This window comes from Ferrimonas gelatinilytica (genome assembly GCF_039544205.1).
GTDB lineage: Bacteria > Pseudomonadota > Gammaproteobacteria > Enterobacterales > Shewanellaceae > Ferrimonas > Ferrimonas gelatinilytica.
On record NZ_BAABLF010000001.1, the window covers coordinates 139,268 to 162,905 of the forward strand.

At 58.1% G+C, this 23,638-nt stretch carries 18 protein-coding genes and 2 tRNA genes; 1 reads left to right on the top strand and 19 read right to left on the bottom strand.

The annotated features are described in order from the left end of the window. Nucleotides 1-15: 15 nt before the first annotated feature. The 10 genes from infB to rlmE form a co-directional block, all read right to left on the bottom strand. The gene (gene infB, locus ABD997_RS00695; RefSeq protein WP_345315094.1) at nt 16-2,673 is read right to left on the bottom strand and encodes a translation initiation factor IF-2; all 2,658 of its coding nucleotides are present in this window, start codon (nt 2,671-2,673) and stop codon (nt 16-18) included. 29 nt (nt 2,674-2,702) lie between these two features. Further along, nucleotides 2,703-4,205 carry a transcription termination factor NusA gene (nusA, locus tag ABD997_RS00700; protein WP_345315095.1) on the bottom strand — a complete coding sequence of 501 codons (1,503 nt, stop codon included), beginning with the start codon at nt 4,203-4,205 and terminating at the stop codon, nt 2,703-2,705. Nucleotides 4,206-4,230: 25 nt separating this feature from the next. After that, the gene (gene rimP / locus ABD997_RS00705; protein WP_345315096.1) at nt 4,231-4,686 is read right to left on the bottom strand and encodes a ribosome maturation factor RimP; all 456 of its coding nucleotides are present in this window, start codon (nt 4,684-4,686) and stop codon (nt 4,231-4,233) included. 301 nt (nt 4,687-4,987) lie between these two features. Beyond that, nucleotides 4,988-5,064, bottom strand: a tRNA-Met gene (locus ABD997_RS00710). 72 nt (nt 5,065-5,136) lie between these two features. Continuing rightward, nucleotides 5,137-5,222, bottom strand: a tRNA-Leu gene (locus ABD997_RS00715). Between the two features lie 40 nt (nt 5,223-5,262). Next, nucleotides 5,263-5,589, bottom strand: coding sequence for a preprotein translocase subunit SecG (secG, locus tag ABD997_RS00720; protein ID WP_345315097.1), 327 nt, complete (start codon nt 5,587-5,589; stop codon nt 5,263-5,265). A gap of 7 nt (nt 5,590-5,596) precedes the next feature. Next, nucleotides 5,597-6,379, bottom strand: coding sequence for a triose-phosphate isomerase (tpiA, locus tag ABD997_RS00725; RefSeq protein WP_345315098.1), 783 nt, complete (start codon nt 6,377-6,379; stop codon nt 5,597-5,599). A 190-nt stretch (nt 6,380-6,569) separates the two neighbouring features. Next, nucleotides 6,570-7,415 carry a dihydropteroate synthase gene (gene folP, locus ABD997_RS00730; protein WP_345315099.1) on the bottom strand — a complete coding sequence of 282 codons (846 nt, stop codon included), beginning with the start codon at nt 7,413-7,415 and terminating at the stop codon, nt 6,570-6,572. A 62-nt stretch (nt 7,416-7,477) separates the two neighbouring features. Then, nucleotides 7,478-9,412: an ATP-dependent zinc metalloprotease FtsH gene (gene ftsH / locus ABD997_RS00735; RefSeq protein ID WP_345315100.1), complete on the bottom strand. Its 1,935-nt coding sequence runs from the start codon at nt 9,410-9,412 to the stop codon at nt 7,478-7,480. 42 nt (nt 9,413-9,454) lie between these two features. Then, nucleotides 9,455-10,084, bottom strand: coding sequence for a 23S rRNA (uridine(2552)-2'-O)-methyltransferase RlmE (rlmE, locus tag ABD997_RS00740; RefSeq protein ID WP_345315101.1), 630 nt, complete (start codon nt 10,082-10,084; stop codon nt 9,455-9,457). A 137-nt stretch (nt 10,085-10,221) separates the two neighbouring features. Here rlmE and yhbY point away from each other — a divergent pair, with 137 nt between their 5' ends. Beyond that, nucleotides 10,222-10,524: a ribosome assembly RNA-binding protein YhbY gene (yhbY, locus tag ABD997_RS00745; RefSeq protein WP_345315102.1), complete on the top strand. Its 303-nt coding sequence runs from the start codon at nt 10,222-10,224 to the stop codon at nt 10,522-10,524. 83 nt (nt 10,525-10,607) lie between these two features. Here yhbY and greA read toward each other — a convergent pair whose 3' ends face one another. From greA to dnaK, 9 genes are all read right to left on the bottom strand, one after another. Further along, the gene (gene greA, locus ABD997_RS00750; protein WP_345315103.1) at nt 10,608-11,084 is read right to left on the bottom strand and encodes a transcription elongation factor GreA; all 477 of its coding nucleotides are present in this window, start codon (nt 11,082-11,084) and stop codon (nt 10,608-10,610) included. 331 nt (nt 11,085-11,415) lie between these two features. Continuing rightward, nucleotides 11,416-14,637 carry a carbamoyl-phosphate synthase large subunit gene (carB, locus tag ABD997_RS00755; protein WP_345315104.1) on the bottom strand — a complete coding sequence of 1,074 codons (3,222 nt, stop codon included), beginning with the start codon at nt 14,635-14,637 and terminating at the stop codon, nt 11,416-11,418. Nucleotides 14,638-14,656: 19 nt separating this feature from the next. Next, nucleotides 14,657-15,811: a glutamine-hydrolyzing carbamoyl-phosphate synthase small subunit gene (gene carA, locus ABD997_RS00760; protein ID WP_345315105.1), complete on the bottom strand. Its 1,155-nt coding sequence runs from the start codon at nt 15,809-15,811 to the stop codon at nt 14,657-14,659. Nucleotides 15,812-15,987: 176 nt separating this feature from the next. Beyond that, nucleotides 15,988-16,806 (bottom strand): 4-hydroxy-tetrahydrodipicolinate reductase, encoded by an 819-nt coding sequence (gene dapB / locus ABD997_RS00765; protein WP_345315173.1) that lies wholly within the window; start codon nt 16,804-16,806, stop codon nt 15,988-15,990. A 96-nt stretch (nt 16,807-16,902) separates the two neighbouring features. After that, nucleotides 16,903-17,514: a BamJ family beta-barrel-assembly machinery protein gene (gene bamJ / locus ABD997_RS00770; RefSeq protein ID WP_345315106.1), complete on the bottom strand. Its 612-nt coding sequence runs from the start codon at nt 17,512-17,514 to the stop codon at nt 16,903-16,905. Between the two features lie 293 nt (nt 17,515-17,807). Next, a complete protein-coding gene (locus ABD997_RS00775) occupies nt 17,808-18,635 on the bottom strand; it encodes a M48 family metallopeptidase (RefSeq protein WP_345315107.1) in 828 nt (275 codons plus the stop codon). 207 nt (nt 18,636-18,842) lie between these two features. Further along, nucleotides 18,843-20,081: a M12 family metallo-peptidase gene (locus ABD997_RS00780; RefSeq protein ID WP_345315108.1), complete on the bottom strand. Its 1,239-nt coding sequence runs from the start codon at nt 20,079-20,081 to the stop codon at nt 18,843-18,845. A gap of 257 nt (nt 20,082-20,338) precedes the next feature. After that, a complete protein-coding gene (gene dnaJ / locus ABD997_RS00785) occupies nt 20,339-21,475 on the bottom strand; it encodes a molecular chaperone DnaJ (protein WP_345315109.1) in 1,137 nt (378 codons plus the stop codon). 94 nt (nt 21,476-21,569) lie between these two features. Beyond that, entirely contained in the window at nt 21,570-23,477 is a 1,908-nt protein-coding gene (dnaK, locus tag ABD997_RS00790) for a molecular chaperone DnaK (RefSeq protein ID WP_345315110.1), read from the bottom strand. Nucleotides 23,478-23,638: the final 161 nt, after the last annotated feature.

Below are 23,638 nucleotides of genomic sequence, written 5' to 3' on the forward strand. Positions count from 1 at the left end.
CTCAATCCGCAGCCCTTACAGGGTGCGTTTCACTTCGACGGTTTCAAATACTTCAATCTGGTCACCGACACGAACATCGTTGTAGTTCTTCACGCCGATACCACACTCCATGCCGTTACGAACTTCCTGGAGATCGTCTTTGAAGCGACGCAGGGATTCCAGTTCACCCTCGTAGATCACCACGTTTTCACGCAGGACACGGATGGGGGCATGACGCTTGACGATACCTTCGGTCACCATACAACCGGCGACAGCACCGATCTTCGGCGACTTGAACACATCGCGTACTTCCGCCAGACCGATGATCTGTTGCTTGAACTCAGGCGCCAGCATACCGCTCATCGCCTGCTTCACTTCGTCGATCAAATCATAGATCACGCTGTAGTAGCGCAGATCCAGGTTCTCATTGTCGACCATCCTACGCGCCACGGCATCGGCACGAACGTTAAAGCCAACGATGATGGCGTTGGAAGCCGCAGCCAGGGAGGCGTCAGTTTCGGTGATACCACCGACACCGCGGCCTATGATGTTCACTTTAACTTCGTCAGTAGACAGCTTGGTCAGCGAGTCGGCAATGGCTTCCAGAGAGCCCTGTACGTCGGCCTTCAGTACCACGTTCAGTTCAGACACATCGCCAGCGGCCATGTTGGTGAACATGTTCTCCAGCTTCGCCTTCTGCTGACGGGCCAGCTTAACTTCGCGGTACTTGCCTTGACGATGCAGTGCCACTTCACGGGCTTTCTTCTCGTCACGCACCACGGTGGCTTCGTCGCCAGCCGCAGGGACACCGGACAGACCCAGGATCTCCACCGGAATGGACGGGCCGGCCTCATCGATAGGCTTACCATTCTCATCGCGCATAGCACGAACACGGCCGTACTCCAGGCCACAGAGAACGATGTCGCCCTGATGCAGGGTACCTTCCTGAACCAGGATGGAGGCAACCGGGCCACGCCCCTTGTCCAGGCGGGATTCGATCACCACGCCGCGGGCCATGCCCTCTTTGCGAGCGGTCAGCTCCAGAACTTCGGACTGCAGCAAGATCCCTTCCAGCAGCTCGTCGATCCCCATGCCGGACTTAGCAGACACGTTCACGAACATGTGCTCGCCACCCCAATCTTCCGGGATCACGCCGTGCTGAGACAGCTCGTTCTTCACCCGATCCGGATCGGCGGTCTCCTTATCCATCTTGTTCACCGCAATCACCAGCGGCACTCCCGCCGCCTTGGCGTGCTGGATCGCCTCGATGGTTTGCGGCATCACGCCGTCATCCGCTGCCACCACCAGAACCACGATGTCAGTGGCCTTGGCACCACGGGCACGCATGCTGGTAAAGGCGGCGTGGCCTGGAGTGTCCAGGAAGGTGATCATGCCGCTGTCGGTTTCAACATGGTAAGCACCGATGTGCTGGGTAATCCCACCGGCCTCACCGGAGGCCACCTTGGCCGCACGGATGTAATCCAGCAGGGAGGTTTTACCGTGGTCAACGTGACCCATGATGGTAACCACCGGCGCGCGCTCAACGGTTTCCGCTTCGGTATCGCGGTCCGCCATTACGGCATCTTCCAACTCGTTCTCATTGCGCAGAACAACCTTGTGACCCATCTCTTCTGCCACCAGTTGAGCAGCTTCCTGATCGATCACCTGGTTAATGGTCACCATGGAGCCCATCTTCATCATGGTCTTGATCACTTCGGTGGCCTTGACCGCCATGCGGTTCGCCAGCTCAGCGACGGTGATGGTTTCACCAATCTCGACGTCACGTACAACCTTATCCGCCGGCTTCTGGAAGCCATGCTTCATGGAGTTGGGTGCAGACATCTTGCCCTTGCCGCGACCACGACGCTCGTTACGCCCCCCACGGGCGTTGCGGTCAGCCGGAGCCTTTTTCTTGCGACGGGGGCCGCTGCGCTCAGCGCGGGCGTCCTGCTGGTCTTCAGCAGCACGCGCCTCAACAGAGGTGGTCACGTGGTAATCGGCGTTCTTCTCTTGCTCTTTGCGCTTGGCTTCTTCCTCGGCCCAGCGCTGGGCGTTCTCTTCGGCCAGCTTCTTGGCCTCTTCGGCCTTCGCTTCGGCCTGTTCTTCCGCTTTCCGTGCCGCTTCTGCTTCTTGCGCTTTTAACAATGCTTCTGCCTCTTGTTTGGCTTTCTTTTCTTGCGCAACGGTTTCCGGATCTCTTTCCGCATCAGCTTTGCGTTGGGCTTCTGCCGCCTCGCGCTTAGCCTTCTCTTCCGCCGCACGCTTGGCCTTCTCATCGGCTTCGCGGCGAGCTTGCTCTTCGGCCAGGCGTTTGGCCTCTGCGGCCTCACGCTTAGCTGCTTCTTCGGCCTCACGGCGAGCTTGCTCTTCCGCTTCCTGCTTGGCCTGTTCCTCTACCGCACTGCGCTTAACGTAAGTGCGTTTTTTACGTACCTCTACCTGAACCGACTTGCTTTTTCCGCCACCGCTGGACACGCTCAAAGTTGAGCGTGTTTTACGCTGCAGGGTCATGCGAGTAGGCTCGGCCTTGCCGCCATGCTGTTCAGCCAGATAGCTCAGCAGGGCCTGTTGTTCCGCCTGGGTGACCGAGTCACCGGCCGCTTTCTTGATGCCGGCGTCGTTAAACTGGGACAGCAAACGGTCAACGGGTTTACCCACTTCCTGGGCCAGGGCTTCAATCGTTTTCTCTGACATTATCCTTTGTATCCTCTGTTGACCGGGGTTTACGCTTCGTCGCTGAACCAGCAGATGTTACGGGCCGCCATGATCAGCTCCCCCGCTTTGGCTTCGTCCAACTCTTCGATGTCGGTCAAGTCGTCGATGGCTTGATCCGCCAGGTCTTCCAGCGTCACCACACCTCGGCTGGCCAGGACGAATGCCAGGTGGCGCTCCATCCCTTCCAGGTTCAGCAGGTCTTCCGCCGGCTCTGCACCATCCAGAGCCTCTTCCGACGCCAACGCCTTGGTGGTGAGCGCAGACTTGGCACGCTCGCGCAGCTCTTCGATGGTTTCTTCATCGAGGCCTTCAATTTCGAGCAGCTCGTTTACCGGGACATAGGCGATCTCTTCAAGGCTGGTAAAGCCCTCATCGACCAGGACTTCAGCAAACTCTTCATCGATATCCAAACCTTCGACGAAGGTGGCGATCATCTTGACGGATTCAGCCTGATGCTTCTCCTGCATCTCTTCGGCGGTCATCACGTTCAGTTCCCAGCCGGTCACCTGGGAAGCCAAACGCACATTCTGACCGGCACGGCCGATGGCCTGTGCCAGGCTGTCCTTCTCAACGGCAACATCCATGGAACGGGCATCTTCATCCACCACGATGGAGGCTACGTCTGCCGGCGCCATGGCGTTGATCACGTATTGCGCGTCGTTTTCATTCCACAGAACGATATCGATACGCTCGCCGCCGAGTTCGCCGGATACCGCCTGGACACGGGCACCGCGCATGCCCACACAGGCACCGACGGGATCGATACGCTTATCATTGGACTTGACGGCGATCTTGGCCCGGGAGCCCGGGTCACGGGCAGCGCCCATGATCTCGATCATCTCCTCACCAATCTCCGGCACCTCGATACGGAAAAGCTCGATCAGCATCTCCGGACGGGAGCGGCTCAAGAACAGCTGAGAGCCGCGGGACTCGAGCCGCACAGAGTGCAGCAGGGCCCGGATCCGGTCACCAGGACGGAAGGTCTCACGGGGCAGCATCTCTTCCCGGAAAAGGATGGCATCGGCGTTGTTGCCAAGATCGACGATGACGGAGTCACGGTTAACCTTCTTGACTACACCGGTAACCAGCTCACCCTCTCGGTCCTTGAACTGCTCAACGACCTGGGCACGCTCTGCTTCACGGACCTTCTGGACAATCACCTGCTTGGCAGTCTGGGTGGTGATGCGGTCAAACACCACCGACTCGATCTGCTCCTCGACGTAGTCACCCACCTCAATGGAGTCATCCTCTTCCATGGCGCGCGCCGTGGAGAGGTAAACCTGGCGGGTGGGGACTTCCATCTCTTCATCGTCGGCGATCACTTCCCAGCGACGGAAAGTGTCGTACTCACCGGTGCGGTGATCGATGGATACTCGTACGTCGATCTCCAGCTCCTGCTTCTTCTTGGTCGCAGTGGCCAGTGCAAATTCGAGTGCTTCAAAAATCTTTTCACGCGGAACCGCTTTTTCGTTGGATACCGCTTCGGCTACCGCCAGGATCTCTTTGCTCATTATCAGCCTCGTTTCACCCTGAAACTTAAAATGTTGGAACCAGATTGGCTTTCTGTACGTTGGACAGCATCACCATCTGATCTTGACCTTCACAACGCAGGGTTACGACGTCGCCGTCAACGGCAGCCACTTCCCCACGCCACTTGCGTTTTCCTTCCATTGGCATATTCAGCACCACAATCACTTCGGAGCCGATGTATTTTTCATAATGGGCCGGTGTAAACAGGGGGCGATCCATCCCTGGGGAGGAGACTTCCAGGGTATATTCCGTGCTGATGGGGTCTTCCACATCCAGCACGGCGCTGGCCTGCCGGCTAACTTCGGCACACGCATCCACGCTGATGCCGTTTTCATGGTCAATAAACAGACGCAAAATGGAGTGTCGACCGGAGCGCACATACTGCAACCCCCAGAGCTCGTAGCCCAGGGCTTCTACCGGCTCACGCAACATTTCGGTCAGGCGTTGTTCTATCGTCGCCATGGGTTCACCCCTACAAACAAAAAAAGGGCATAACGCCCATTCACCCGACTATCTAGGATAGTCAAACCCCAAGGGATAACGCGTTACAACCGCCACCGGTGCGATTGATGTAACAAAAAGCCCCGTGTTTTAAACGGGGCTTAAAGTTCGCAATACCCTGTTTGAAGCTTTCGCTTCGGCCGGTTTCCCCTGCCACCGTCTCCGCCACGGTTTTTGATCTTGCGATCGGCTTATAAGCCACGGAGCGATATCCAGCTGGGCATGACAGACTGCATATCGGCATAAATTCTCAAAAGAGAAGTGGTTGCGGGGGCCGGATTTGAACCGACGACCTTCGGGTTATGAGCCCGACGAGCTACCAGGCTGCTCCACCCCGCGTCCGTCATCCCGTTTTACTTCCGGGAAGAAGTGGCGTCACGTTACCAGAATGGCAACCTTAACGCAAACAAATGGTGCCGAGAGCGGGACTTGAACCCGCACGAGCTATGCTCACCACCCCCTCAAGATGGCGTGTCTACCAATTCCACCACCTCGGCACAAATTCTCTAGTCTTTTAAGCCCTGACTGGGGGCATCATCAGTTCGGTACGTCGCTGCTTGCGGGCACGTCACTGGGTTGAGCCTGCTCAACCACCGGAACCTCAATCTGGTTCCATTCGTCGGTCGGCTGACTGCTGTGGGCGCTCATGCGACCGAGCAGCAAGCTAACAACGAAGAACACCGTCGCCAAGATGGCGGTGGTGCGGGTCAGGAAATTCCCTGAACCGGATGAACCGAACAGCGTTGCTGATGCACCGGCACCGAAAGAGGCACCCATGCCGGCTCCTTTCCCCTGCTGGAGCATCACCAGGCCAACAATCGCCAGGGCAACCAACAGGTAGATAACCATCAAAGCTTCAAACATCTTTCACTCATTCCGCTTGTGAGGCGATGCGGCACAGCGTAACAAACTCGCTGGCATTAAGGCTCGCACCACCAACCAAACCACCATCAACATCCGGCTGGTTAAACAGCTCAGCCGCATTGCTGGACTTTACGCTGCCACCGTACAAGATCCGGATCTTTTCGCCTTCATAAGGCGACAGGTCCGATAACCTTTGACGAAGGAAGGCATGAACCTCCTGAGCTTGCTCGGGAGTCGCACTCTTGCCAGTTCCGATAGCCCAAATGGGCTCGTAGGCAAGGACTGCGTTATCAAATGCCACGATTCCACATTTATCCAGCACCGCATCAAGCTCACCACTGAGAACCTCAAAGGTTCGGTTCGCTTCACGTGCCGCCAGGGACTCGCCGACACAGAGGATGGGGGTTAATCCACACCGCTGCGCCATGGCAAATTTTTCAGCCACCATGTCGCTGGTCTCTCCGTACATACGACGGCGCTCGGAGTGACCGATGATAACATACTTGCACCCAAACTCTTTGAGCATGGTACCGGATATTTCACCGGTGTAAGCCCCGAACTCTTGGTGACTCAGGTTCTGACCACCAAGGGTAAGATTCTTACCCATCAAGCTGCTGGCTTTCGCCTCCAACTTGCTTTGTATGTTATCCAGATAAACGCTCGGCGGACATAGCACCACGTCCGGGGAGATATCGGGAAGTCTCGAGAACTTCTGAATCAGCTCCTCAGCCAACTGGAGGCTACCCGCCATTTTCCAGTTTGCCGCGACCATGGGTCGTCTTGTCGCCATAAACGTCTCCTGTGAAAGCGAGCGAGATAGTATCTAACTGACTTTCATGTGGCAAGGGGGAATATGAGCAAATCCATCCAACCGATGCTTCTTTGCTCAAACTGGCCAGGGTTTAAGCTAACCGGTTCCATGAATTCGCCTCAGGTGCAGTACTGGCCACCCAGTCCTCAACCGGATTTCCCCTGTCCAACTAAAGTAATGGCGTTGAGCGTTGTGCCTGAGTCGCCTGCCATACCCGTACCGCATCCCGGGTTTGGGCCACATCGTGAACTCGCACAATCTCCGCGCCCTGTTGAATGGCCAGCAAAGCACCGGTCACACTCCCCACCATCCGCTGGTCAATGGAGCGTTCCAGCAGATTGCCGATCATGCTTTTGCGTGACAAGCCGATCAGCAGTGGCAACCCATGCTCCCTTAACTGATCGAGGTTAGCCAATAGCTGGAAGTTATGCTGCAAGGTTTTGCCGAATCCCAGCCCCGGATCCAGGATAAGCCTTGAGGCTACAATCCCCGCTTCCCGGCAGGCCTGCACACGGGACTGGAGAAACCGGTTGATCTCAAGGAATAAGTTCTCGTAGGTCGGGGCTTGTTGCATCGTGCGCGGCTGCCCCTGCATATGCATCAGGCAGATTGCAGCCCCGCTCTGAGCCGCCGCCTCAAGCGCCCCGGGCGCTTGCAAGGCACGAACGTCGTTGATTATGCCAGCACCGGCGGCCACCGCCTGACGCATCACCTCCGCCTTGGAGGTATCGATGGAGATCACCACGTCCAACTCAGCGCGGATCTGTTCTATCACCGGTAGCGTTCTATCTAACTCCTGCGCCAAGCTGACTTCAGCAGCACCGGGGCGGGTCGACTCTCCGCCCACATCGAGAATAGAGGCGCCCTCCTCTACCATCCGTCGAGCCTGCGCCATAGCCCCCTCCAGATCGCAATGACGCCCACCATCCGAGAAGGAGTCCGGGGTGACATTCAGGATCCCCATGATCTGGGGCTGGCTAAGATCCAGGGTTCGGGACCCACACTTCAATTTCATCTCTACTTTCCTTTACACAGTAAAAAACCCCGACCAGCGGGGTTTTTTCTCGACGGTTACCTTTACTTGGCCGGAGCCTCTTCACCGTCGCCGGAGGCAGGCTTCACCTCATCGGCTTCAACACTGCTCCCATCGTCATCGTTACCTGACGCCGGACGATCGCTGTCGCTCCAATCTGCCGGAGGCCGCACTTCACGTCGCTCCATCAGGTCATCGATCTGATTCGCATCGATGGTTTCATACTTCATCAGCGCATCGGTCATGGAGTGCAGAACGTCCATGTTATCCACCAGGATCTGACGGGCACGGGCATAGTTGCGATCGATGAACTCCTTGATCTCTTCATCGATCATCTGCGCCGTATCATCAGACATGTGGCTGGCTTTGGCCATAGAGCGTCCCAGGAACACCTCGCCATCATCTTCGGCGTAATTCATCGGACCCAACTTTTCCGAAAGGCCCCACTGGGTCACCATCTTACGGGCGATGTCCGTGGCGCGCTCGATGTCGTTGGAGGCCCCGGTGGTGACCTTCTCATCACCGTATATCAGCTGCTCTGCAATGCGGCCACCGTAGAGGCTCGAGATCATCGATTCGAGGTGTTGCTTGGAATGGCTCCAACGGTCCTGCTCAGGCAGGTACATGGTGACACCCAGAGCCCGACCGCGAGGAATGATCGACACTTTGTAAACGGGATCATGCTCGGGGACCAGGCGACCGACAATGGCATGACCCGCTTCGTGGTATGCCGTCATCCGTTTCTCCTCTTCCGACATTACCATGGAGCGACGCTCGGCCCCCATCATGATCTTGTCTTTGGCTTTTTCAAACTCCTCCATCGCCACCACGCGCTTGGAAGATCGAGCCGCGAAGAGGGCTGCCTCGTTCACCAGGTTGGCCAGCTCCGCACCGGAGAAACCTGGGGTACCACGGGCAATCACCGCCGCGTCAACGCCATCGGCCAGCGGAACTTTGCGCATGTGTACCTTGAGGATCTGCTCACGGCCACGGACATCCGGCAGCCCCACGGTGACCTGACGATCAAATCGACCGGGGCGCAGCAGTGCTGGGTCAAGGACATCCGGGCGGTTGGTCGCGGCGATCACGATGATCCCCTCGTTGCCCTCGAAACCATCCATCTCCACCAGCATCTGGTTCAAGGTTTGCTCACGCTCATCGTGACCGCCCCCAAGACCCGCTCCACGCTGACGGCCAACGGCGTCAATCTCATCAATGAAGATGATGCACGGTGCCGATTTCTTGGCCTGCTCAAACATGTCACGAACGCGGGAGGCCCCGACGCCCACAAACATCTCGACGAAGTCGGAGCCGGAGATGGTGAAAAAGGGTACCTTGGCTTCACCGGCAATCGCCTTCGCCAGCAGGGTCTTACCGGTACCCGGAGGCCCCACCATCAATACACCAGTGGGGATTCGGCCACCGAGCTTCTGGAACTTGGTGGGATCTTTCAGGTAATCCACCAGCTCTTCCACCTCCTCCTTGGCTTCATCACAGCCCGCAACGTCGGCGAAGGTGGTCTTGATCTGGTCTTCGCCCATCAGGCGAGCCTTGCTCTTGCCGAAGGACATGGCACCTTTGCCACCGCCCCCTTGCATCTGGCGCATGAAGAAGATCCACACACCAATGAGCAACAGCATCGGGAACCAGGAGATGAAGATCTGGGCCAACACGCTGGGTTGTTCCGGCGGGAGACGGGAGATCTGCACGTCGTTACGCAACAGCTCATCAATCAGCGCACCGTCTTGATCCGGCATGTAGGTGACAAACTTTTCACCGCTGGTGGTTTCACCGGTGATGGTGATGCCATCCTGCTGGAACTCAACACTGTTCACGCGGCCGTTTTCGTAGGCCTGTACGAAGGTGTTGTAGTTCATGGCGTTGCTGCTTCTGGAGCCCGGAGAATAACTCTGGAACACTGTCATCAACACCACGGCTATCACCAGCCACAGGATCAAATTTTTTGCCATATCACTCAAGGTGTGGAACCTCTCATCTTCCCTTGGTTTACTGCGGTTAGCTTAACCTTTGTATCCGCTAGCCACAATGTAGACTTCCCGCGAACGGGCCCTGGAACTGTCCGGCTTACGAATTTTTACACTACCGAACCGTTTACGCACCTCTTGCAAATACTGATCAAAGCCCTCGCCCTGAAACACTTTGACCACATAAGCGCCTTTAGGTGCCAGCACCTGGTCACACATTTCCAGGGCCAGCTCCACCAAATACATCGCCCTGGGTTGATCCACGGCCCCGGCGCCGGAGAAGTTCGGAGCCATATCGGACATCACCACATCGACCTTACGATCGCCCACGCGCTGCAGGAGAGCGTTCAACACCGCTTCCTCACGGAAGTCGCCCTGCAGGAAGTCCACTCCGGCAATGGGATCCATAGGCAAAATATCGCAGGCGATCACCAGGCCGTCGAGGCCAACTTGCTCGACCGCGAATTGTGACCAGCCACCAGGGGCTGCCCCGAGATCCACCACCGTCATGCCGGGCTTCAACAGGCGATCTTTACCCTGAATCTCCTCCAGCTTAAAGATGGCGCGGGAGCGCAGTCCCTTTTTCTGCGCCTGCTTGACGTAATGATCGTCAAAATGTTCCGTGAGCCAGCGCTTGGAGCTGGCAGAGTGTTTTTTCTTGGTCATACCCGTCGTTATGCCGCTTATGCAGCCTCGTCAGCTGAGGTTGTCTACCCTCAGTATGGTAAGAAGTTAGTATTGCGCTGTAGATGCGGCTAGAATACGCCGTTTTCAAGTCCACCAAGTCAATTAAAGAGTGCCTGATGAGTCAATTGACCACCAAACAGAAGCAGTACCTCAAGGGTCTGGCCCATGGTCTGAAGCCCGTGGTTATCCTCGGTGCCAACGGCCTGACCGAAGGGGTTCTGGCCGAAATCGAACAGGCGCTGGAGCACCATGAGCTGATCAAGGTAAAAGCCGCCAGCGAAGACCGCGAGATGAAACGCGCCATCATGGATGCCATCGTGCGGGAAACCGGTGCCACTGAAGTGCAGACCATCGGTCATATCCAGGTGCTGTACCGCCCTTCAGAAAAGCACAAGATTGAGATCCCCAAGGCGCGCTAACTGCCGCCGAGCCCTAATCTGCTTCGCAACAAAAAAGCCGCCCCGGGGAACCGATGGCGGCTTTTCTCATGATGCCTGTTCCCTCAGCGGTAGTCGACCTTGATCACTTCGTACTCGATATCGCCTGAAGGGGCTTTGACCACAACGACATCATCCAGCTCTTTGCCGATCATTGCGCGGGCGATGGGGGAGTTGACCGAAATCAGGTTATTTTTCAGGTCCGCCTCGTCATCGCCCACGATGCGGTAGGTCACCTCCGCATCCGTATCCACATTCACCAGGGTTACGGTGGCACCGAAGATCACCTTGCCGTTATTGGTCATCTTGGACACGTCGATGATCTGGGCCACCGACAGCTTACTTTCGATGTCCCGCACGCGCGCTTCGACCAGGCCCTGCTCTTCACGAGCGGCGTGGTACTCGGCATTCTCTTTCAGATCGCCAAGCTCACGGGCCGAGGCGATCGCTTCGGTGATGGCCGGACGTCGGGTGTGCTTCAGGTAATCCAGTTCTTCACGCAGCAGCTCGGCACCGCGGACTGTCATTGGGACTTGAGCCATAGTGGTTCCTTTTCTCCAAACAAAAACCCGCCACGCCCGGCAAGAGCTGGGCGCTATCAGCGAGATCAGGGGATGGATTCAGTGATTCTTTGCAGCAGATTGTAATAGGAAAACGCCGGCGGGTCATCCCGTCCGGCGTTTTGATCTTCCTGTCGTCATCCCCACGGCAGCGACCATGAGCAACGAGCCTGAACACGACGCATGTGAATTCGCGCGCTGGGATTGAAGCCATCCGCCACCCTGGAGAGGGGGTAGCCTCAACCCTATCCTGGCTGAATTACACCAGGCTGCGCGATTAGACCAAGCTGCGTGATTAGACCAAGCTGCGTGATTAGACCAAGCTGCGCTTATGCAACTCCTGCACCGACGCCACTTTCTCCCGGTCATCGGCCTGGTTAGCCATGCAGGAGGCAAAGGCGGCATTCATGGTCGTGGTGTAGTTGACCTTGTGCTGCAGGGCACCACGGCGCAGCTGGCGAGAATCCTCGATGGCCTGACGCCCCTCGGTGGTATTCACGATGTAGCTGTACTCGCCGTTCTTGATGCGGTCCAGGATGTGTGGACGCCCCTCGTGCACCTTATTCACCAGGCGCGGGTTGATACCCGCCTCGCCCAGCGCCACCGCCGTGCCATGGGTAGCATCCAGCTCGTAGCCCAGCGCAATCAGTTTCTGGGCCAGGTCCGCCACCCGACGCTTATCGCCCTTACGGACAGACAACAGGGCGCGGCCGTTTTTCGGCACATCTTTGATGGCCCCCAGTTGCGCCTTGGCGTAGGCCTCGGCAAAGGTATCACCAACGCCCATCACCTCACCGGTGGAGCGCATCTCCGGCCCCAACAGCGGATCCACGCCCGGGAACTTGTTGAACGGCAGTACCACCTCCTTGACGGAGTAGTACGGCGGGATCACTTCCTGGGTAAAGTTTTGCTCCTGCAGACTCTTACCCGCCATAACCCGGGCTGCCACCTTGGCCAGCTGCACGCCGGTCGCCTTGGAAACGAAGGGTACGGTACGGGCCGCACGGGGGTTCACCTCGATGAGGTAGATCACCTCATCCTTCACCGCGAACTGGATGTTCATCAGGCCAACCACGCCCAGCTCGAGAGCCAGCTTACGGCACTGTTCACGCATCTGGTCCTGGATCGCCGGGCTCAGGGTGTACGGCGGCAGGGAGCAGCCCGAGTCACCGGAGTGGACACCCGCTTGTTCGATATGCTCCATGATGCCGCCAATCACCACGTCGGTACCATCACAGACCGCGTCCACGTCCACTTCGGTGGCGTCATCGAGGAAGCGATCCAGCAGCACCGGCGACTCGTTGGAGACGCTGACCGCATCATTGAAGTAACGGCGCAGATCCTGCTCGTCGTAGACGATCTCCATCGCCCGGCCACCCAGCACGTAGGAGGGACGCACCACCAGGGGGTAACCGATGCGCTCCCCCTCTCGAACCGCCTGTTCGACCGTGGTCACTGTGCTGTTCTCCGGCTGTTTCAGCCCGAGTCGCTCAACCGCCTGCTGGAACCGCTCGCGGTCCTCGGCGCGGTCGATGGCATCCGGCGAGGTACCGATAATGGGTACGCCGGCCGCCTCCAGAGCGCGGGCCAGTTTCAGCGGAGTTTGGCCGCCGTACTGGACGATCACTCCTTTGGGCTGCTCCACCCGGACGATCTCCAGCACATCCTCCAGTGTGATCGACTCGAAGTAGAGGCGATCCGAGGTGTCGTAGTCGGTGGAAACGGTTTCCGGGTTGCAGTTGACCATGATGGTTTCGTAACCATCTTCGCGCATCGCCAGGGCGGCATGAACACAGCAGTAGTCAAACTCGATGCCCTGACCGATTCGGTTCGGGCCGCCACCGATCACCATGATCTTGTCCCTGTCGGACGGGTTCGCTTCACACTCCTCCTCATAGGTGGAGTACATGTAGGCGGTATCGGTGGCAAATTCGGCGGCACAGGTGTCAACGCGCTTATAGACCGGGAAGAGCTCATGCTTGTGGCGCAGTTTGCGCACCTCACCCTCAGACACACCCAGCAGGGTGGCCAGGCGGGCATCGGAGAACCCTTTGCGCTTGAGGGTACGCAGGAAGTCGTAGTCGAGCTCGGCCATGCCGCGCTCCTTCACCTGCTCCTCCAGCTTCACCAGCTCCTCAATCTGGACCAGGAACCAGGGGTCGATGTTGGTGATCTTGAAGATCGCCTGCATGGACAGCCCGGCTCGGAACGCATCGGCGATGTACCAGGGGCGCTCAGCGCCCACATCCTGGAGCTCGTGACGGATCTTGGCCAGCGCTTCCGGTTGGTTAATGTCAACGATGGGATCAAAGCCGGTCATACCGGTTTCCAGGCCACGCAGCGCCTTCTGCATCGATTCCTGGAAGGTGCGGCCGATCGCCATCACTTCGCCAACGGACTTCATCTGGGTGGTCAAACGATCATTGGCACCGGAAAACTTCTCGAAGTTGAAGCGCGGGATCTTGGTGACTACGTAGTCGATGGAGGGCTCGAAAGAGGCCGGTGTGGCGCCGCCGGTGATGTCGTTGGACAGCTCATCCAGGGTAAAGCCCACGGCCAGCTTGGCGGCGATCTTGGCGATGGGGAAGCCCGTTGCCTTGGAGGCCAGGGCGGAGGAGCGGGAGACTCGAGGGTTCATCTCGATGATCACCATACGGCCATCTTTGGGGTTGATCCCAAACTGGACGTTGGACCCTCCGGTCTCGACACCAATCTCACGCAGTACCGCCATGGAGGCGTTACGCATCAACTGGTACTCCTTGTCGGTCAGGGTCTGGGCCGGCGCGACGGTGATGGAGTCACCGGTGTGCACCCCCATGGGATCGAAGTTCTCGATGGCACAGACGATGATGCAGTTGTCCGCCCGGTCACGAACCACCTCCATCTCGTACTCTTTCCAGCCGATCAGGGACTCATCGATAAGGAGTTCATTGGTGGGAGAGAGATCCAGACCACGGGTACAGATCTCTTCGAACTCTTCCCGGTTGTAGGCGATACCGCCGCCGGTGCCGCCCATGGTGAAAGAGGGACGGATGATGCAGGGGAATCCCACCTGATCCAGGACGCCGTAGGCCTCCTCCATAGAGTGGGCAATGCCAGCGCGGGGGCACTCGAGGCCGATGGACTTCATCGCCTTGTCAAAGCGGGAACGATCCTCCGCCTTGTCGATAGCATCGGCGGTAGCACCGATCATCTCTACGCCGAACTCCGCCAGTACGCCCTTGGCTTCCAGCTCCAGGGCGCAGTTCAAGGCTGTCTGACCGCCCATGGTGGGCAATACCGCATCCGGGCGCTCCTTGGCGATGATGTTGCGCACCACCTCCCAATGGATCGGCTCGATATAGGTGGCATCCGCCATCTCAGGATCGGTCATGATGGTGGCCGGGTTGGAGTTAACCAGAATCACCCGGTAACCCTCTTCACGCAGCGCCTTGCAGGCCTGGGCGCCGGAGTAGTCAAATTCGCAGGCCTGGCCGATCACGATTGGACCTGCACCCAGGATCAGAATGCTTTTAATGTCTGTACGTTTTGGCATCGTCTTCTTCTCGGTACGCTTACTTGCCAGCCTTAAACTGGGCCATCAATTCGATAAAGTGGTCGAACAGCGGTGCCGCATCGTGCGGGCCCGGGCTCGCTTCCGGGTGCCCCTGGAAGGAGAACGCCGGCTTATCGGTGCGGTGGATTCCCTGCAGGGAACCATCAAAGAGACTCTTGTGGGTCGCGCGCAGGTTGGCGGGCAGGGTCTCCTCATCCACGGCAAAACCGTGGTTCTGCGCGGTGATCATCACCACGTTGTTATCCAGGTCCTTCACCGGGTGGTTACCACCATGGTGACCGAACTTCATCTTCACGGTCTGGGCACCGGAGGCCAGAGCCAACAGCTGGTGGCCCAGGCAGATCCCGAACAGGGGGATCTCGGTATTGAGCAGTTCGGTGATCGCCGCAATGGCGTAGTCACAAGGCTGCGGGTCCCCGGGGCCGTTGGAGAGGAAAACCCCGTCCGGTTGCATCGCCAGCACTTCGGCCGCCGGTGTTTGCGCCGGCACCACGGTCACGTCACAGCCACGGTCCACCAGCATCCGCAGGATGTTCTGCTTCACCCCGTAGTCATAGGCCACCACCTTGTAACCCAGCTCGGAGGCAGGGGTGTCAGACGGCAGGCCACCGATCAGTTTCCAGCTGCCTTTGCGCCAGCTGTATGGCGTGGTAATCGTCACCTCTTTTGCCAGGTCCATCCCCTTCAGGCCCGGGAAGGCGTGGGCGGCCTGCAAGGCTTCCTGTTCAGCCTCCTCCACATTTTCAACCCCCGCAATGATGGCACCATTCTGTGCCCCTTTTTCGCGCAGAATGCGGGTCAGCTTGCGGGTATCGATATCGGCGATGCCGACGATGCCGTGGCGCTTAAGGTAATCAGAGAGGGATTCTTCATTGCGGAAATTGGAGGCCAGGGCGGGGAGATCGCGGATGACTAGGCCTTGAGCATGGATTCGGTCGGATTCGACATCTTCGGAGTTGGCACCGGTGTTGCCAATGTGGGGATAAGTGAGCGTGACGATCTGTTTGGAATAGGATGGATCCGTTAGGATCTCTTGATAGCCGGTCATGGAAGTGTTAAAAACGACTTCTCCCGATGACAAACCGTCTGAACCTATGGATTTACCACGGAATACGGTCCCATCCTGGAGCACTAACAGGGCAGTTTTGTTCAACTTGACCTCCCACCAGATATATTTATAAGTTATTGTTTATTAGCCAAACAAAGGCATTCCTTACCTTCGCTTTTTATATTTTTGGCAAATTCCGCGCATTCTAACAGCGAAGTTACCATTTGCCTACATCAAACTGAAAAAAAGGCCCACCGAAGTGCGCCTTGATCTCTCTGAAACTAAACGGCCTTAAAGCCCAACACCTGCTGCATATCGTAGAGTCCAGGACTCTGATCCACCAACCAAGCGGAAGCCCGCATCGCCCCGTTTGCAAAGGTCATGCGGCTGGACGCTTTATGGGTGATCTCCAGTCGCTCACCGATGTCCGCAAACAGCGCGGTGTGCTCGCCGACAATGTCCCCGGCCCGCACGGTTGAGAACCCTATGGTCTGGGGATCTCGCTCCCCGGTGATCCCCTCCCGACCGTAGATGGCGCACTGGGACAGGTCTCGCTCCAGTGTTTCGGCAATCACCTCCCCCATCTTCAGGGCCGTCCCCGAGGGCGCATCCTTCTTGAAACGGTGGTGCCCTTCGATGATCTCGATATCGCTGTAACGGCCCATCACATCCGCCGCCACCTCGAGCAATTTGAACATCAAATTGACCCCGACCGCCATATTGGGCGCCAGCACCACTGGGACACTATTAGCGGCCTCGGCAATCTGCACCTTCTGCGCATCATCAAAGCCCGTGGTTCCAATCACCATCGGCTTGTTGTGGCTCACACAATACTGAAGAAATGACAGGCTGGACTCCGGCGAGGTGAAGTCGACAAGCACGTCGAAATCCTGGTTGACCGAGGCCAGATCACCCGAGAGCTTGACGTCGGCATGCCCCCTGGCCACCAACTCACCGGCATCACAGCCGATCAGGGTTGAACCGGACCGCTCAATGGCGGCGCCCAAGGCCACACCAGGATGGGCTAAAGCGGCTTCAATCAATGTCCGGCCCATTCGGCCACTGGCACCGGTAACGGCGACGCGGATATCTCCCACGATTCTCTTCCTCTGCCTTTTGAATAGGGGGAACTATAAAGCCTTTGTGACCAACAAAAAAGGGAAGCCGAAGCCTCCCTTTTTCTACCATCGAACCCGTTACAGGATCTCCAGCAGTTCCACTTCAAATACCAAGGCGGCATACGGCGGAATCGCGCCACCAGCACCCTGCTCGCCGTAAGCCAGGTGGTGCGGAACATACAGCTTCACCTTGGAACCGACCGGCATGGTCTGCAGGGCTTCGGTCCAGCCAGCGATAACACCGCCAACTGGGAAATCTGCCGGCTGACCGCGCTCAACAGAGCTGTCAAACACTCGGCCGTCGGTGAAGGTGCCGTGGTAGTGGCAGCGAACGGTAGACTCACGGGTCGGCGTTTCGCCTTCACCCTGCTTAAGCACTTCGATCTGCAGGCCAGACTCGGTCACGGTCACTTCATCACGCTGCGCATTTTCGGCCAGGAAAGCTTCGCCTTCCGCAGCAGCGGCTTTGGCTTTCTCTTCGGCCTCGGCACGCATACGCTCGGAGATAACTGCGAACGCCTGTTGCAGCTGCTCTTGAGGTACCTGGCTGGCGACGCCATTCAGGGCATCGGCCAGGCCAGCCTGCACGGCGGCAACGTCAACGCCCTCAAAGCTCTGGCTTGCCAGCTGTTCGCCCATCTGACGACCGACGCCGTAGCTTACTTTCTGTTCAACAGACTCAAAAGTCATGGTTACTTCCCATTTTTGGAGTGCATAAAGGCCGCAGTGTAACAGCTTTCCCCCGCCGTTTTTACCCATTTGGGACACCCGCACTCAGAGTCTGATGCCACTAAACCGGGGTGAACATTCCGCATTCGTGGCCGCGCTCAGGTGGGCCTGTTCAGGAGGGCTGATTTGAAACAAAACCGAGGCCGCTCACCAGCACAAGCGGCCTCAGGCGCCAGCACCACTTCGGCAGGCGACCAGAGCGCACCCGGCGCATTTGAACGACGGCACAGCGCAGAAGTCCGCTTCCGGGCACCTCAGTCTGGCGCTTTACAGGTGGGTTTTCGCCCCTGGGCCAGCGCCTTCTGGTATATGGGCACGGCGTCACTCTGCAGTGAGGAAAGCTGGCTTATCCGGGTCTGACTGGAAGGGTGGGTTGAAAGAAATTCCGGGGGCGCACCGCCGGATGCCTTGGCCATGTTCTGCCACAGGGTCACCGCAGCAGAAGGGTCGAACCCCGCATACGCCATCAGGGAGAGGCCGATAACGTCGGACTCACTCTCCTGCTGACGGCCAAAGGGCAGCATTATCCCCACCTGAGCCCCAAGGCCAAGGCCAGCCATGATCAGATCGGAGTTCTCGGTACCGGACGCCCCCAGTGCCACCTGGGCGATCTGGAGCCCGGCATTGGTCAACTGGCCCCGGGAGACCTGCTCATTGCCATGATCCGCCAGCACGTGGCCAATCTCGTGCCCCATTACTGCCGCCAGCTGGTCTGGCGTCTGGGCGACATCGAGTAAGCCGGTATAAACGCCGATGTGGCCTCCCGGCAGGGCAAACGCGTTCACCTGCTTCGACTCGAACACCACCACTTCCCAGCGCTCAACCTGACCCGGATCCACCTGCGCCAACACGCCAGGTGCGGTCAGCGCATCGGCAACGCACTGCACATAGGCATTGACCCTGGCATCGGTGGATCGCGTCTCCTGCTGTTTAATTTTTTCAAACGACTGCGCACCGAGCTCCCGCATCTGGTCAGCGGAAAACATCAACATCTGATCGCGCCCGGTAGGCGACTGATGGGTGGCACAACCGACCAGCAGCGTCATGATCACGCCAGATAACAGCTTTCCCTCTGCTCGCATCCTCACTTCCTTAATTTGAGAACCCATGGTGAGAGAAACTTTACCGAACTCCCCCCACTGGAAACCATCTTTTCCTTTCGAATGGGAAAATTCCTGGGTACCAACACACCAGGCCACCTCAAAGGTGGCCTGGTAGCAGTGCACAAGAGAGGTTGGAGCTCTGTTCAGCGCGGAGCTAAGACGCCCCATAGCGAATGCCAGGTGTCATCAAGAGGCGGTTACCCGGTCACCAGCCCCCCGCAGCCGGCGCCGTTGGCCTCGCCCCCGGCGGGTTGACCAAACCGCTCCGGCCAGCAGCAGCCAAGAAACAAGATTCAGCGCACCTCCACCACCGGAACCGCTGGAGGCGGGCCCCTGCAACTGGTCCGGTCCCTGTTCGGCGGGTGTTGCACTTAACTCATAGTTGAACTCCGGCATCGCGCTGGTATCGAGCTTATCGCCGTAGCGAGCGCCCACGTATACGGTTCTGACCTGCTCGCTGGTGGTTGTAGGAAACAGGTGCAGAGTGACTCGCTTCTCCGTCTCACCGGCCATGAAGATCACTCGTCCAGTGAGGTCGAGCTCATACTCGACGCCCTCCTCCAGCCCGACCGCGCGGCTGTATACCACCACACTGCTGTCGGTCTCCAACGCTGCGGCATTGCCCGAAGCATCCTGGAGCGCGATCCGGCCCTCGACCCAGGTATCGTCCCCTTCAGCACGAACGTCGAGCCGCTCTGCGACCACCACCGCCAGGGTCTCCATCGGAGGGCGAACCCCACCGCCACCGATTAGGGTGCCCCAGTCGGACTCAACCGCCGCCTCCCCCGCCACCGCCTTGGCGATCAACGACGCCTCCTCGGTCGAAAGGTAGGGAGATTGATAGTCCGAAAAGGCAGTAACGCCGTCACACATGATCGAGCGGGACTCGGCGCTGCATTGGCTATCCTCGGGATGAACCATACCAAGCAGGTGGCCCAGCTCATGGGCCAAAAGCACGTCTGCCTCATTGGTATTGGTATACCCCAGGGTCGCCACCTGGTTTCCCTGGGCATTGCCCAACACGGAGAGCGGACGGTCCGCTTCGATCACCAAAACCACGATATCGGCACCGTACTGGGTCATCAGACTCAGCTCCCGCGAAGGCAGCTGCTGATGCAGACTGTCCATCATCTCGTAGGTGATCGTCGATGACTTCTCTCCTGCGGCGAAGCGCTCGCTTCGCTCGGAGTTGCCCGTCGCTGCAACGTTGACGACGCGATACTCCAGTGTCGTCGACGTAGAGGCAAAGATGGTATTGGCGATCTCGACCCAGTGTAAAATTGACCTGTTGACCTCAGCATCACCGTGGTTTTCCAGCACCAGGTCATCGACGACAAAGAGGAGATCCACTCTCTGATCGGCAGCGATGGCAGGCTGGCAAAACAGGACGAATAGCATCAGCAGGCAGTATCGCAGTAGTCGCATAACACTTTCCTTCTTGATGGGGGAACGAACCGATGCAGGGTTCGGCCATAAAGGCAGTGAATAAAGCAATAGATGACTCCGTCAGAACCTGTGCTCCGGTGCACTCCATCGCCCCACCCCGAGCCAGCTCTCGGCTACAGGCCCAGGGACTGAGCCCCCCTACTGCGCCATCTCCGTCTCCCCTCGCAAAAATTCTGCCCCAAAAAAACCGCCTCCTGAAAAGGAGGCGGTTTTTGATTCGATGCCTTGATGCCGGCTTAGCTGGTCAGATCATCAAAGAACTTTTTCACCCCGTCGAAGAACCCTTCCGCCTTGGGCTTATGACGCTTCGAGGAGGCGGCACATGTCTCTTCCAGTTCGCGCAGCAGCTCTTTCTGACGCTCAGTCAGGTTAACCGGGGTCTCGATGATCACCTTGCAGATGAGATCGCCAACCGCGTGGCTGCGAACGGATTTAACGCCCTTGCCGCGCAGTCTGAACATGCGCCCGGACTGGGTTTCCGCCGGCACCTTGAGGGAGACCCGGCCATCCAGGGTCGGGACATCGATCTCGCCACCGAGGGCGGCATTGGCAAAGGAGATCGGCACTTCGCAGTACAGGTTGTTGCCATCGCGGGTGAAGATCGGGTGATCCTTGATGTGTACCTGGACATAGAGGTCCCCCGCCGGGGCCCCCATCTCACCCGCTTCCCCTTCACCCGCCAGGCGGATGCGATCCCCGGTATCCACCCCGGCAGGAATGGTCACCGAGAGAGTCTTGGTCTTCTCGACCCGCCCCTGGCCGTGACACTTGCTGCAGGGATCTTTGATCACCTTGCCACGACCGCCACAGGAGGGACAGGTCTGGGCCACGGCAAAGAAGCCCTGGCGGATCTGAACCTGGCCCTGGCCATGACAGGTACTACAGGTGGTGGCACTGGTGCCCTTCTTGGCGCCGGAGCCATCACAGCTGTCACAGGTAGAGAGTGACGGGATCTTCAGTTCCCGCTTGCAGCCCTTCACCGCCTCTTCCAGCGAGAGCTCCAGGTTGTAACGCAGGTCCGAGCCGCCCCGAGCCTGCTGGCGTCCGCCGCCACGACGGCCACCGAAGATGTCGCCGAACACATCACCAAAGATGTCGCCGAAGTCCGCTCCGCCGGCACCACCGCCGAAGCCACCACCACGGTTCGGGTCCACGCCGGCATGACCAAACTGGTCATAGGCGGCGCGCTTCTGATCGTCGGTGAGGATCTCGTAGGCCTCCTTGACCTCCTTGAAGGACGCTTCCGCTTGAGCATCCCCGGGGTTGCGGTCCGGGTGGTACTTCATGGCCAGACGCTTGTAAGCTTTCTTGATATCGCGTTCGCTGGCGTCGCGGGCCACGCCCAGCACTTCGTAATAATCGCGTTTAGACATTTGTTTGCCGTTATCCCTTGTTGGATAGCAAAACGGGCGGCCGGGAAAGGCCGGTCGCCCGCTTATTTAGAGTTTAGAAGGGGAAGACAAGAGGTTACTTCTTGTCGTCTTTAACTTCTTCAAACTCAGCGTCAACCACGTCATCAGCGGTCTTGGCCTGAGCAGACTCACCACCCTGAGCGGCCTGTGCCTTCTGCTGGGCGATCTCCATCAACTTGGCGGAGGCCTGGATAAGCTCCTGGGTCTTCGCTTCGATGGCTTCCTTGTCACTGCCTTTGCAAGCCTCTTCCACAGCCTTGGCCGCTTCTTCGATCTTGCTCTTATCCTCGGCAGGCAGGGCTTCACCGGCCTCTTCCACCTGCTTGCGGGTAGCATGCACCAGACCATCTGCCTGGTTGCGCGCCTGAACCAGCTCTTCGAACTTCTTGTCCTCTTCCGCGTGAGCTTCGGCTTCGTTCACCATGGCGTTGATCTCATCCTCGGACAGGCCGGAGGAGGCCTTGATGGTGATCTTCTGCTCTTTACCGGTGTTCTTGTCCTTGGCAGATACGTGCAGGATACCGTCGGCATCGATGTCGAAGGTCACTTCGACCTGCGGCATACCACGGGGCGCCGGCTGGATCCCCTCCAGGTTGAACTGACCCAGAGACTTGTTGCCCTGTGCCTGCTTACGCTCACCCTGCAGCACGTGGATGGTCACGGCAGACTGATTGTCCTCGGCGGTAGAGAACACCTGGGACTTCTTAGTCGGGATTGTGGTGTTCTTCTCGATAAGCGCTGTCATCACGCCACCCATGGTCTCGATACCCAGGGAGAGCGGAGTCACATCCAGCAACAGCACGTCTTTCACGTCACCGGCAAGAACGCCCCCCTGTACTGCGGCACCCATGGCCACGGCTTCGTCAGGGTTCACATCTTTACGCGGCTCTTTGCCGAAGAAATCTTTTACCGCCTGCTGAACTTTCGGCATCCGGGTCTGACCACCCACCAGGATGATGTCGTTGATCTCGGAAACGGAGAGGTCGGCATCCTGCAGGGCCACTTTCAGCGGCTCCAGGGAGCGAACAATCAGGTCCTCCACCAGGGATTCCAGCTTGGCACGGGTTACCTTGATGTTCAGGTGCTTCGGACCAGTGGCATCGGCAGTGATGTAGGGCAGGTTGACGTCAGTCTGCTGGGCAGAGGAGAGCTCGATCTTGGCTTTCTCCGCCGCCTCTTTCAGACGCTGCATCGCCAGCGGATCATTCTTCAGGTCGATCCCCTGCTCGCTCTTGAAGGCGTCCGCCAGGTAGTTGATCAGACGGTTGTCAAAGTCTTCCCCACCCAGGTGAGTATCACCGTTGGTCGCCAACACTTCGAAGGTGTGCTCGCCGTCCACTTCGTCAATCTCGATGATGGAGATATCGAAGGTACCGCCACCCAGGTCATAGACAGCAACGATGTTATCGCCCTGCTTTTTGTCCATGCCGTAGGCCAGGGCCGCGGCGGTCGGCTCGTTGATAATACGCTTGACCTCCAGGCCCGCAATACGACCGGCATCTTTAGTCGCCTGGCGCTGTGCGTCGTTGAAGTAGGCTGGTACGGTAATAACCGCTTCTGTCACCTCTTCACCAAGGTAGTCCTCTGCGGTTTTCTTCATCTTTTTCAAGACTTCCGCAGAAACCTGAGGGGCAGCCATCTTGTTGCCATGCGCTTCGACCCAGGCGTCGCCATTGTCCGCTTCAACGATCTTGAACGGCATGATGTTGATATCACGCTGCACCACTTCGTCTTTGAAGCGGCGGCCAATCAGTCGCTTGATCGCAAACAGGGTGTTGTGCGGGTTGGTTACTGCCTGACGTTTCGCCGGCTGGCCCACCAAGATCTCACTGTCGGTGTAAGCAATAACAGAGGGGGTGGTGCGGTCGCCTTCGGCGTTTTCAATTACACGCGGCTTGCCGCCATCCAGAATAGCCACACAGGAGTTGGTGGTGCCCAGGTCAATACCGATGATCTTACCCATCGAGTGCCTCCAAAAATCTTGAAACAACGCGGTTCTTAAGTATTAAGGGGTATTTGGGGTTGATGTCCGACGCTTTCAAGCACTCGCCACCAACTTTTTTCACCCCTCTGCTGACAAGGTAAATGGGGGCGCCCCAACGGCTTTCAAGGGCAGGCCGGGAA